The sequence below is a fragment of the Lachnoclostridium sp. An76 genome, assembly GCF_002161355.1.
GTDB lineage: Bacteria > Bacillota > Clostridia > Lachnospirales > Lachnospiraceae > Mediterraneibacter > Mediterraneibacter caccavium.
On sequence record NZ_NFHL01000002.1, the window covers coordinates 355,895 to 368,085 of the forward strand.

General features: G+C 51.9%; 9 protein-coding genes. All 9 read right to left on the reverse strand.

The genetic code is table 11. The annotated features are described in order from the left end of the window. Positions 1-63 precede the first annotated feature (63 nt). The 9 genes from B5G27_RS05800 to B5G27_RS05840 all read right to left on the reverse strand — a co-directional run bounded on the left by B5G27_RS05800 (position 64) and on the right by B5G27_RS05840 (position 12,171). Positions 64-903: a carbohydrate ABC transporter permease gene (locus B5G27_RS05800; RefSeq protein ID WP_087177983.1), complete on the reverse strand. Its 840-nt coding sequence runs from the start codon at positions 901-903 to the stop codon at positions 64-66. Next, positions 903-1,745: a carbohydrate ABC transporter permease gene (locus B5G27_RS05805; protein WP_087177984.1), complete on the reverse strand. Its 843-nt coding sequence runs from the start codon at positions 1,743-1,745 to the stop codon at positions 903-905. The genes B5G27_RS05800 and B5G27_RS05805 overlap by 1 nt, the downstream gene beginning before the upstream one ends. Before the next feature lie 110 nt (positions 1,746-1,855). After that, on the reverse strand, positions 1,856-3,205 hold the full coding sequence (locus B5G27_RS05810) for an ABC transporter substrate-binding protein (protein WP_087177985.1): 1,350 nt from the start codon (positions 3,203-3,205) through the stop codon (positions 1,856-1,858). 142 nt (positions 3,206-3,347) lie between these two features. Then, a complete protein-coding gene (locus B5G27_RS05815; protein WP_087177986.1) occupies positions 3,348-5,972 on the reverse strand; it encodes a transglutaminase family protein in 2,625 nt (874 codons plus the stop codon). Further along, positions 5,905-6,999, reverse strand: a complete 1,095-nt coding sequence (locus tag B5G27_RS05820; RefSeq protein ID WP_087177987.1) for a DUF58 domain-containing protein — start codon at positions 6,997-6,999, stop codon at positions 5,905-5,907. The genes B5G27_RS05815 and B5G27_RS05820 overlap by 68 nt, the downstream gene beginning before the upstream one ends. Continuing rightward, complete coding sequence (locus B5G27_RS05825; protein ID WP_087178160.1) at positions 6,996-7,946, reverse strand: AAA family ATPase; 951 nt, start codon at positions 7,944-7,946, stop codon at positions 6,996-6,998. The genes B5G27_RS05820 and B5G27_RS05825 overlap by 4 nt, the downstream gene beginning before the upstream one ends. Positions 7,947-7,951: 5 nt before the next feature. Beyond that, positions 7,952-9,085 (reverse strand): class C sortase, encoded by a 1,134-nt coding sequence (locus B5G27_RS05830; RefSeq protein ID WP_087177988.1) that lies wholly within the window; start codon positions 9,083-9,085, stop codon positions 7,952-7,954. Next, the gene (locus tag B5G27_RS05835; RefSeq protein WP_087177989.1) at positions 9,085-9,954 is read right to left on the reverse strand and encodes a class C sortase; all 870 of its coding nucleotides are present in this window, start codon (positions 9,952-9,954) and stop codon (positions 9,085-9,087) included. Before B5G27_RS05835 ends, B5G27_RS05830 begins: the two co-directional genes overlap by 1 nt. Before the next feature lie 171 nt (positions 9,955-10,125). After that, positions 10,126-12,171 (reverse strand): SpaH/EbpB family LPXTG-anchored major pilin, encoded by a 2,046-nt coding sequence (locus tag B5G27_RS05840; RefSeq protein ID WP_087177990.1) that lies wholly within the window; start codon positions 12,169-12,171, stop codon positions 10,126-10,128. Positions 12,172-12,191: the final 20 nt, after the last annotated feature.

Here is a 12,191-nt window from a genome sequence, read left to right on the forward strand (position 1 = left end):
TCCTCCCATATACGTTACCAGTATATCACAGAGGACTTTCCGCCTCAAGAAAAATGCGCTGTTTTATCCTTTCACCGCGCCGGCGACCACGCCTTCGATGATATATTTCTGGCAGAAGAGATAGAAGACCACGATCGGGACGATGGCGATCACGAGCGTCCCCATCAGAGCGCCCATATCAACGGAGCCGTACCCGCCTTTCAGGTACTGTACCGCCATGGGGATGGTCTTGTATTTTCTCTGGTCAAGTACCAGCGATGGCAGGAGATAATCGTTCCAGATCCACATCGCCTGCAGGATCGTAACCGTCACACAGGTCGGTTTTGAGATCGGCATGACCACCCGGAAAAATGTCTGGACCGGCGTGCAGCCGTCGATCATGGCCGCCTCCTCGATCTCCAGCGGGATCGACTTCATAAATCCGGTAAACATAAAGATAGAAAGTCCCGCGCCGAAGCCGAGGTAGATCACGATGATCCCCCACGGATTGCCCATCTTCAGCATATTGGCGATCTTGGAGAGGGTATACATCTCCATCTGGAACGGCACGATCATGGCAAACAGGCAGAGCATGTAGATCGCTTTTGTCACTTTCGTATCCACCCGGCTGATGTACCACGCTGTCATGGAGCAGAAGAGGATGATCGCCGCTACGGAAAACACCGTGATAAACAGGCTCCACCCGAACGCCGGCAGAAGACCACTCTTCTCAATCCCCCGGATATAGTTTTCAATCCCCACGAACAGGTTATCCAGCGGGAGCTTGAACGGCATCCTGCTGATATACACATCTTTCTTGAATGAATTGATGATGACAAGCACGATCGGATAAACGTACAGCAGACTTAAGACCGAAAAAAATATCGTCAGCGGAAGCCCGTGTTTTGCTTTTCTTGCACCCATTACTGCTGCACCTCCTTCGATCTTGTCAGTTTATTCTGGATCAGGGCAATGACCCCGACCATAATGAAGAATACGACCGCTTTCGCCTGGCCGACGCCTTCCCAGCCCGCCCTGCCGTAGAACGTATTGAAAATATTCAGCGCCAGCAGCTCGGACATCTTGGACGGGGCGCCGTTGGTCAGCGCGAGGTTCTGGTCGAACAGCTTGAATGAATTCGTCAGGGTCAGGAACGTACATATGGTGATCGACGGCATCACCATGGGGATCGTCACATGGCGCAGGATCTGCCGGGGGCTTGCCCCGTCGATCTTCGCCGCCTCGATGAGATCGCCCGGCACGTTCTGGATACCCGCGATATAGATGATCATCATATAGCCGATCTGCTGCCAGCAGACCAGGATCACCAGTCCCCAGAACCCATATACTTCCGAATAAGTCAGCGTGCGCCCGAACGTGGCAAGGACGCCGTTTAAAAGGAGCTGCCATACGTATCCGAGCACAATGCCGCCGATCAGGTTCGGCATAAAGAATACCGTGCGGAATACATTCGTTCCTCTGATGCCTTTCGTCAGCAGCAGCGCCACCGCAAAAGCCAGGATATTGATCACAAGTACGGTCACCACCGTAAAGAGCGCTGTAAACCACATCGCGTGGATGAATTCCTTATCGCCCAGGATCTTCAGATAATTGGATATCCCGATAAACTCTGCGTCCGTCACCGTCGTAAACTTACAGAACGACAGCCATACACCGAGGATAAAGGGAGCCAGGAATCCGATCGTGAAAGCGGCCATCGTGGGAAGCACGAATAAGGGAAAATATCTTTTGATTGCTTTCTGCATCTTCCTTTTCTCCTTCCTGATAAGGGCTCCGTCGCAATGCGGAGCCCTTTTTATAAAGTAAGAGGATATGAAAAAATAACATGTTACTCTGGCAGTATTGTTGTTATCATTTATTCTGCGTTTGCGGCTGCGTACTCTGTAGCCCAGCCGTCAACAAATGCGCTCACAACGCCGTTCCAGTCGTCTGTGCCCTGAGCGTACTCAAGCAGCGCGCCGCCCACATTGTTCTTCCAGTTCTCTGACGGCATTGTAGTGAAGTTCCAACTCACCGGCGTCTTTCCTGCCTCGTTGTACTCTTCGTTTGCCTGTACGAGCGGGTTGGACGGCAGATAATCTGCGAATGTGGTGAACGGTGTGACAAATCCCATCTCGTTCGCCAGCATGTCGCGTCCTTCGTCGCTCTCAACTACCCACTGCATGAAGTCAAGTGTCGCCTGGATATCTTCCTCGGAAGCATTCTTATTTACGCACCAGTAGTTCTCGGAACCTGTGCAGAGCCCCTGGTCTTCTTCACCCTCCACGCCGATGTAGATCGGAAGCATTCCCATATCTTCGTCCGCTACTTCATTGCCTTTGACATCGTTGTATGCCCATGTACCGTTCTGATAGAATACAGCTTCGCCCAGGCTGAACTCCGCGTTGGCGTCCTCTGCCGTCTTGGAAGAGATCATGGACGGATCGCAGGTTGCGTTGTTCAGGTAAAGATCCCAGATCTGTTTGTAATTGTCAAGATATGTACCTTTGATCGCGTCTGTGGATGTGATCCCGTCCGCCTGATACTCGTAATAGATCGGCAGGTTTGCAAGGTGTGTCTTAAATCTCCAGTCAGAAGAAGAATCCATACCCGCGGATGTAAACGCGCCCTGTACCCCGAGCTCGTCTTTGTGCGCCTGGATCTCTTCCGCAACAGCCTTCAGCGCCTCGAAATTATTCAGGTCGTCAATTGATTTCACTGTGGACCAGTCAGCTGCGAAGTAGTCGTTCAGGATCGCCTTGTTGTAGATGATGCCGTATGTCTCGATCACGTACGCAAGCCCCAGTACCTGGTCCCCGTCTTTGAGCACGTAGTCATCGCTTGATACATCTTTGTAAACCGCGCTGTCAGAGAGGTCATAGCAGTAATCCTTCCATGTCGCCAGTCCGACCGGCCCGTTCACCTGGAAGAGTGTCGGAGCCTCATCCTTTGCCATCTCTGACTTTAACTGGGATTCATATGTACCGGACGCCGCGGTCTGGACATCTACCTGTACGCCCGTCTCATCTGTATACTGTTTTGCAAGTTCTACCCACTGGTCTGCCTGCTCCGGCTTAAAGTTCAGGTAATAAACCTTGCCTGTCGCCTCTTTGCCGCCGTCTGCATCGCCCCCGCCGCTGTCTCCGCCGGAGCCACCGCATCCTGCAAGCATTCCCGCTGTCATCGCCGCTGTGAGCAGCAGAGCGATCAGTCTCTTTCTTTTCATAATAAATGTCCTCCTTTTCTGTAGGTTTTCTTCCTGATGATATTATAAGAAAACCCCGAAAAAGAGGACATAGTAAAAAATCCAGAAACATGTAACTATTCTCAGCATGTTCCTTATCTCTCAGCTGTACTCTACAGGGAAGTCAAAATCCTTCCCACAAAAAAGCCCTTATCCTTTTTGCAGGCCTGAGCCCCCGTTTTGCTGACGCAGCTGCTTTCCCGGATATCTTCCGGGCTTTTATAAGCTCTTTCCCACCGCACTGTTCTCTGCCGTATACAGCCCTCAATGTCAGCATATAGAGCTCTGCTATTTCATCCCTGCCTACAGTTTCACATCCCTGCTGCGCTCCGCCCGCTGATCTTCCGCTGCCCGCACATATCTGCAAAGCTTTCTCGCAGAAGTCCGGATCATCCGAGTGTACACTCTCAGGCAGTCCTGCATACAGCAGCAGCTCATAGAAGCCGCAGAATACATTCCTGATATTTTCATTGACACCTGCCTTTTTCTTCTTCCCGAGATATATCCGGCGTTTCATCACACGTCTGCTGATCAGTCCTGCCGCTCCCAGAACGAGGACTGAGATTTCCATCAGAACGATCACCGAACTCAGATTTCCCTCCGACAGAAAGGCTGTCAGTTTTTGCAGCAGGCCGGGTTCTATACTGTCAGACTCATCGGCCGCAGAAGGATCTTTCCGTTCCTGATCTGTCCGGGGCATTTCGACTTCCTGTTTCGTCCCCAGCGCTCCAGGGGTCGTCTCCACCGGTTTCCAGCCGATCCCCGGTTCGTAAACTTCGGCCCAGGCGTGGGAATTATCCGCCTGCAGCACTGCCGTGTATGTCCCGTCCGGCTGAGCGGTGAAAAGCTCCGCGGGAGCGGCATATCCCGCCACATAGCGGGCCGGCACGCCGCACATGCGGAACATAACTACAGCTGCCGTTGCAAAATGCGTACTGTATCCGGTCTTTGACTCTTCAAGAAAATAGCGGAGAAAATCCTCACCCTCAGGAACTGCCCCGGCATGGATATCATAAGTGTAATGTTCATTCAGATAGGTGATCACAAAGTTTTCAATCTTCTCCAGCTCTTCCGGGACCAGCCCCTGCTCCTTCATCCACTCGTCTTCATCTTTCCACTGAAAGTCCTGCTCAGCGCACACAGCCTGCAGATCTTCCAGGCCGTCCGGGACTTCCAGGTACCGCTGCTGCGTGTAAGCATCATAAGAAGCCTCCGTCCGGTCCAGCACACTGGAATTTTCTTCATTTTTATCCCACGCCTCAAGGACCGGACTGCAGTCTGCCTCTGCATAGAAAGGGAAAATATCATCCTGTACATCCTGCCCCAGTACCGCCCCGTCTCCGCCGGACAGTTCATAATACTCATTCAGATAAGCGTTATACGGAACATACGTATATTCCGATGATGCGTTCAGCCGTTCCACTGTCATCTCCGCCGCCTGCTGTCCGGATGCCGGCTCGCCGGTCACCGGCTGATCTGCCACATCCTGCCCTGACGACATACTTCCCTGCGCATACATCGTGCGCAAAAACGGCAGGTTCTGGATATAAAGCATCGGATCATCTTCCGTCCGCCAGTTCATCGCCGCACTCTTAAAATGCTCCTCTGACGGGCCCTGCCATCGGTTGCTTCCATAACTGCTTCCGATAAATCCTTTCAGATATACTGTCTCTGCCGGCTGCTCAGAAACCGTAACCTTCAGGTCCTCCAGAGAACCGACCGCATATCCGTCCGTGTCCCCAAGAGCACCGTCCTGCACTCCCCGCCCTTCTGTTTCGGCTGTCATAAGGATACTCCCCGCCCCGGTCTGGGGCAGCAGTCCGAGCAGCTGTTCCATGATCCCGGTCTCGATCCGTGAAGCTGCACTCTCCGCTTTCTCAAGCTGTACGCTCAGGACCGGCCTTACAAGATAAAACGCAGATATAGACAGGAGAAACGCCGCTGATCCCACCACGAGAAGAACTTTCTTCTGTACGTTTTCAAAACATTCCAGATTCCGGCGCCTCTGTTCGCTTCCGTCTCCGCCCCATAAACTTCTGCGCCGCCAGGACCGCGACGCCGCCAGCACGCCGAGCGCCGCAAACATCAGTGCAAACAGCGGAAGGATCGACGGCGAACAGGCAAAAAGAAAAAAAACTGCAAGAAGGGGAAACTCGATCACTGCAAGCACAAGCGCATCCGGCCGCCACACGGTCACCGCTCCAAGGACAAAGGCAAGCAGGACTGTCAGTTCCGCGAGGAACACATTCAGGTCAGAGGCGCTCCCCGAAACAGAAAAAAGCTCCACTGAGCTGCGGTACTGCTGGTTTGCAGCGGAAACAGCGGCATTTAAGAACTGCTTTGCACCTGACGTAAAAGCATCCTGTGTCAGGAACAATACTGATGCATAAACCAGCGTGAACAGGAACACCCCGTATCTGCGCTTTCCCTCCAGCTTATCCCATCGGTAAAATCCGGTAAACAACAGGCAGGACAGGATCAGCGCCGGTATCCACCATATCGGATCCGCCGGCAGGCACCATCCGCTCACAGCCATCCCCAGCAGGCCGCCGCACTCAAGCAGCAGCAGGATACCGGACACCGCACACCACAGATATGGACGGAACCGCCCTGTCTGCGACTGGATCAGTTCCTTCCCTTCGGGCAGGAGCATGGTTTCCGCACTTTCCTTATGCAGTTTATCAGCTGTCCGGGCTGCTGCTCTTTGTCTGCGCAAGCGAGAGCCGCCCTGCTTCTGTATATGTCTCATCCTCAGACTGCTCCTTATAAAGTGTATTAAGATCCGTATGGATCTCAGACAGCGGCGTATGGATCAGCGCCATCAGCATCTCACGGAAAGACGCCTCATCCCTGACCGTATAGCGGACTAATATCTGCTCCCTCGCCCAGATCACATCATGGCGCAGCCCGGAGCGCAGCATCTCCCAGGACACATCCGCCGCTTTATCATAAAAAGTATCCAGCTCACTGCGGGAAACTCCGTTTTCTCCCGGATACAGATCCAGAAAGACAAGGAGCGCTGTCTCTGATGTATCTCCCGGGTCGCGCACCATCCATTGGTCAAACCGCGCGGACAGTTTCCAGTGGATACTGTGGAGCATATCCCCTTTCCGGTACTCACGGATATCCACAGCCTCCAAGAGATCTTCCCCTGCGCGGCAGGCGCTGCTGTCTTCTCCTCCTGCCGCTTTTCCGGTCATCCGGTTTTCCTCATTCTCCCCGGTCTCCCACCTGGGCAGAGAGGTATATTCGGCTGTAAAAGAACACACTTTACATTGCCCGCAGAACAGGCCCAGATAATCTTTCACCCGCACGTCACTGCCCGCAATACTTACCACACCGCAGTGCTCCGCTTTCAGCCGGAATACCACTTCAGCCCTTCCCCTGCCGTCCACCATTGCCGGAGACCTGAGCGTACTGACCTCGCTGGTAAACATATCCCGGCACGCTACTTCCACTGTCACATCTGCCGCAGGGAGGATACGGCGGTTTCTGAGAGCCACACGGATCTCAAACAGCTCTCCCCTGCGCATCGCCGCAGACGGGAGCCGGACTTCCGCCTGCAGGCCTGACGCCAGCGTACGCACACAGACATACAGCGCCGCCGCCAGCAGGATCTCAAATCCCAGCAGGAAACGGGGGAACTCCGCATCGTGGGTCACTGCCGCCGCAAGTGTTGCAAACACTGCCGCCGCATACAGGATCCTGCTTTTTACACCGCCTCCAGCTCCCGCCCCCGTCTTACCGCCTGGTTTTCTCTGTTTCTTTCCCCTCATTTCTGTCTCTTCTCCGGCCGTGGTTTCTTTACAGACTCCAGGATCTCTGCCAGCACATCGTCCGCTGACACCCGGGATGCTTTTGCCTGGGCATTTAAGATCACACGGTGTCTTGCAATATCTCCGAATACACGCGCCACGTCATCCGGCACTGCAAACGTACGCCCGTCCATATATGCGGCCGCCTTCGCCATCTGCACTGCCGCAAGCGAACCGCGGGGGCTTAATCCCAACGCAAGCATAGGGTGATCCCTGGTCGCCTCGGCCAGAGACACGATGTAGTCATAGATCACCTTATGGATAAACACCTCTCTCGTCTCCGCCTGCATCCGGATCAGTTCGTCCGCTGTGACCACAGCCCGCATTTCCCGCAGTGACGGATATCCCGCATTCCCTGTCAGTATCTCGATCTCATCCTTCCGGCTCGGGTATCCCATGACCACGCAGATCATAAAACGGTCCAACTGGGATTCCGGCAGCATCTGCGTTCCCACCGAACCGATCGGGTTCTCTGTTGCGATCACCTGGAACGGTTCCGGCACCGGATAGGTGACCCCGTCAACAGTCACTGTCCCCTCTTCCATCACCTGCAGGAGCGCCGCCTGAGTCCTCGCTGATGTACGGTTGATCTCATCCGCCAGAAAAAGATTGCACATGACTGCTCCCGGATGGTAATGGAACCTTCCGTCTTCTTTATCATACATGGAAAATCCTGTGATATCCGACGGCATAACGTCCGGAGTAAACTGTACGCGTCCCTGATCCAGAGACATAGCGCGGGCAAACGCTACCGCGAGTGTTGTCTTTCCCACTCCCGGAATATCCTCGATCAGGATATGCCCGCCCGCAAGGAATGCCATCATGATCTTCTCCACGCAGGACTGTTTTCCCGCGATCACTTTCTCTACTTCTTCTGTTACCAGCCGGGCTTTTCCGGCATATCTCATTTCGCTCACCTTTTTCTTCTCCTTCTCCTGCGTCTATTCTTCCGATGTTCCTTTCCCTGATCCGTCATACCGATATCCGACCCTTTCACAGCACCGCTCTTCCGGCGTCCTGTCAGAATCACTGCTGACACAACAACTATAAGAACTACCGCCAACAATATCCATACCCCATACGTCTCAAGCCAGATCTGCAGATTCGAGTAACCTGCCCCTGACTCCGCCATACCATCCGTCAGGGACACGCTCAGCGCAGCGGGATCTATCTGTACTGTTGCCGGCTCTTCCCCTGAGATATCCTCCACTTCACGGGGTGACGGGTCCCAGGTCTTTCCTACTTCCTCCAGATCCTCTTCCATCGTCTGAGGCTCCTCTGCCGAGCGCTCTGCAAAAACAAGATACCGCTGATAATTGTGCGGATATGGATGGCAGGTCAGAAGCGTCACCAGTCCCCGGCCTTCCTGTATGAATATCTCCTGGGAATCGTCCGGCGATATAATCTTCAGATCACATACCCGGTAGATCAGGACATCCCAGGGCGTCGTGATCTGGATCTTATCTCCGATCTGGAGCTGCTGGATATTCCGGAACATGGGGATCCCCTTCCAGCCTCTGTGCGCCGCGATCACCGTGTTCGAATCCGTTTCTCCGAGAGGCATGGACGTCTCACCGAGCAGGGCAGCTCCCTTTGCCATATTGTCGTGATCCGCACCCAGGTATATGGGCAGGTTCTCCTCGATCCTGGGGATCCACAGGACGCCGATCACATTCTGGCTGAAGCCGTACTCTGTCAGGTCAAATCCCGGCGTCTCATAAGAAAAAGGGTCCTTAAGGCCTGCCTGTCCGTTCTCATAGATTTCTCTGTTATAGGCGGAAAGTTCCTCTCTCAGGGCTGCCAGCGCCTCCGCCGATACTCCCGCCGCATAATCTTCTGACTGTAAATCTGCTCCACCTGCTGAGGCGTCCACATCCTCACCCCTGTCTCCGGCGTCTTCACGTCCGACAGCGGTTTCAACCTCAAAAGTCTCTATTACGTCCGAGGCGTCCCGGCCTGCCATCCAGCGGTTCACATATGGTCCGAGGAATACCGCCGCGCCGGCAAGGAACACTGCCGCCGCTATTATCTGCACTGCTCTTCTCATCACATAAATCCCTGCAATTCCTCTTTCTCACGTTTTTTCTTTCTCCGGATCAGAAGCCAGAGCAGGATCCCTTCCGTGCCGATTGAAACAGTGCCGGCCACAAGAAGCCACGGCAGTACATCGATCAGTCTCCGGGCAACAGTACCTGTCTGCAGCTCCTGATACCGGACATCGCTCTCCAGCTCACCATTATACTCCGTGCGCACTCCGCGCACAAGCAGACGGTGAGTATTGATCGAATACGGCGTGCATGTGACCAGAGTACAGTAATCCTCCCCGGGGATGATATCCAGGTCCCCCGTCTCATTGGGCTCCACGACCTTGATCTGGTCCACACGGTACGCCAGGATCTCATCCAGAACATGCAGGTAAAAGAGATCCCCCTCCTCCATCTCATCGAGATGGGTGAAGAGTTCCGCGTCCGGGAGTCCTCTGTGGCCGGTAAGGACACTGTGCGTACTTTCCCCGCCGACCGGATAGGAAGACTGCTCCATATGGCCGATGCCTTTTTGAAGGACGTCCGCACTGCTCCCCTCGTAGATTGGCAGTTCCAGGCCGATCTTCGGGATCGTGATATAACCGATACTCTCTCCTACGCCGGTCATATCCACATAGCTCTCCCCAGCCGACTGTCCCTCTCCGTTCTCATCCTGGATGATCGCCGACCGGAGCTGTTCGTTATACTTTCGCGCCGCTTCTTTGGCTGCATCGATCTCTTCCTGATCCATCTCCTCCACTGTATCATTATAAGATTCTACTACCTGTGTGGCATTGCGCTCGTAGAGTATATTGCTGACAATGGGATAAGCCGCAATACCGACGCCTGTCGCGAACATAAGAATGGCAAATATGGTCTTTAATCTCTTCATATATCCCCTGTCCTTTCCCGCCTTCTTATGAGGCTCTCAGCCAGCCCCCACTGCTCTGCCTATCCGGCACCTGTCAGTGGATTCTGGCTGAAAGTCTCATAGGAGGGACATGCGATGCACATCTCTCCTATGAATGAAGTAAAAATGAAAAAGACTATCTAATTTTTGTTATTATGCGTTTTTCTTCTTTCTTGAAGAGAAGAATACGAACGCTCCGCCGCCCATCAGCAGGATACCGATGAGAGATGCAAGGATTGTTCCAGTGCCACCAGTTGTCGGAAGCTGGAAGCCTTTGTTGTTCTGAACCTCGATCTCGTATGTACCGGTATTATCTTTGCCGCCTTCGAAAGTACTTGTTGTCACTGTTGTAGTACTTGTAGAATTTCCATATTCATCGGTATTTGTAACAGTACTTGTCGTTGTTGCAAATGTCACATCAATCTCTACTTTTACAGGTTCTTTGAGAAGATTATAACCGTCATTTGTCTTTGTCTCTACAAGATAGTAATTTCCATTTTTAAGACCATTTACAACGATATTTCCTTCTGCATCTGTTGTGAGTGTAGCATTTCCTGCTCCATCTACAACATAGTGACCTACTCCTGCCTCAGTCTGAGCCACACTGATCGGTGTTCCAGAAGACTCCAGAATGTCCTCTGTTACATTTGCTTCTTCACCTTCGTATGAATAAAGATCAAATGTTACGTTCGCGAGGGGAGTTTTTGTGCTTCCATCAACTTTCTCTACGCCCAGAGCAAATGTATATACAATTGCCTGATCTGTAATAACGTCCTTCCCCGGCTCTTTGCCAGCGTTCGGATTAGACGGATCTTCTGTCGGATAAATCGCATTGGAGTAATCCAGCTCACCAGTATTCAGATTTCCTGCACTTCCTACGGATGCATTAGCATTCAGAACCGTATTAAATGTCACATCAATACTTGTAACGTTGCTTGCTGCAAGCTTATTTTTTCCGACTTGCGTAAAGCTAATTGTCCAGGATCCGCCTGCTGTATTATTCTGAGGAACGGTTAAAGTATAGTCCGTATCTCTTGTAAGTTCAACTCCAGGATCTGTTGTGATCGTTAACTGAGCTTCTTCTTCTGAAACCCATGTTAATGCCTGAGACATCGTATCTTTCAGGCTGAATTCTTTCAGTTCATTAACCTTTGACGGGACAGATGCTGTTACTTTCCATGTTACCGTATCTCCAATAGAAGCATCTGTCTCATCGTCCCAATTATCACCATCTTTAACAGTCTTCTCAAGCGTTGGTTTCTCATTAAGAGCATTGATAGTATAGCCTACTGATCCATCCCCATTCTGATCTTCTTTTTCTCCATCTCCATTTGCATCATAAAAGATATGTGATTCTCCATCAACAAGACGAATTTCAAATTCATAGGTAGCTTTTCCATCAAGAATATATCCGTCATTCTCACCAAGATCAACCTCAACAAAGCGATAAGTTGCCGGAGAAAGGTCTTGAACATTGATAACACCACTTCCGTCTGTTGTCAGATTACTCTGAATCGTTGACCAATTCCCCTCAACCTGCTGCTGAAGAACAAATTCGACACCCACAAGTGCTGATGCATTTCGATTTCCTGTCTTGCCCTGTTTCAGAAGGCTGATACCACCATATGCTGTTGCATTCTTTGGATTAGCTACAACATCATAGTTCCAGCTGTCCCCATCATCTGTTGTCATCGGAATGGAAACAATAAAGTTTGCTGATTTTGAAATAACCTGACTCGGAGCATCTGTCTCAGCAACCGCGTAAATACCAATCGGTACATTGGAGAACACAACCTGACCATTTGAACCTGTTGTACCATTAGTATGCTCTGTAAGATCCTCAAGACTGATCTGCTGAAGTAATGCAGCCCATTCCTCTGATGATGTGGAACCGTTGGCAATACTTGTAAGCTCTTCTGCAGTCAGCTTGTCAGCAATCTCCTCAACAGGAGTTGCCTTTGTATCTACAACACCGTTGCTTACCGTCTGAGTGATGTCTGCGATCTTATACATCGTAAACTCTACACCTTCTAATGGTTTGCCTGTAGTGTTTCCTTCATATTTGTTGATTGTCAGACTTCCTGTGTCCTTCAGGATCGTATCCGATCCGGCAGCGAACGCTGTCACTGCCATCGTGGACATTACCATAGCCGCACTCAGCATACCGGCTAAGACCTTTTTCAATTTCTTGATTTTCATCCCTTGTTTCCCTCTCTTTC

What these genes read in the sequence shown, in the direction of transcription:
- B5G27_RS05800 (WP_087177983.1), bottom strand. Translation starts at nt 903, where the DNA reads ATGGGTGCAAGAAAAGCAAAACACGGGCTTCCGCTGACGATATTTTTT.
- B5G27_RS05805 (WP_087177984.1), bottom strand. Translation starts at nt 1,745, where the DNA reads ATGCAGAAAGCAATCAAAAGATATTTTCCCTTATTCGTGCTTCCCACG.
- B5G27_RS05810 (WP_087177985.1), bottom strand. Translation starts at nt 3,205, where the DNA reads ATGAAAAGAAAGAGACTGATCGCTCTGCTGCTCACAGCGGCGATGACA.
- B5G27_RS05815 (WP_087177986.1), bottom strand. Translation starts at nt 5,972, where the DNA reads ATGAGACATATACAGAAGCAGGGCGGCTCTCGCTTGCGCAGACAAAGA.
- B5G27_RS05820 (WP_087177987.1), bottom strand. Translation starts at nt 6,999, where the DNA reads ATGAGGGGAAAGAAACAGAGAAAACCAGGCGGTAAGACGGGGGCGGGA.
- B5G27_RS05825 (WP_087178160.1), bottom strand. Translation starts at nt 7,946, where the DNA reads ATGAGATATGCCGGAAAAGCCCGGCTGGTAACAGAAGAAGTAGAGAAA.
- B5G27_RS05830 (WP_087177988.1), bottom strand. Translation starts at nt 9,085, where the DNA reads ATGAGAAGAGCAGTGCAGATAATAGCGGCGGCAGTGTTCCTTGCCGGC.
- B5G27_RS05835 (WP_087177989.1), bottom strand. Translation starts at nt 9,954, where the DNA reads ATGAAGAGATTAAAGACCATATTTGCCATTCTTATGTTCGCGACAGGC.
- B5G27_RS05840 (WP_087177990.1), bottom strand. Translation starts at nt 12,171, where the DNA reads ATGAAAATCAAGAAATTGAAAAAGGTCTTAGCCGGTATGCTGAGTGCG.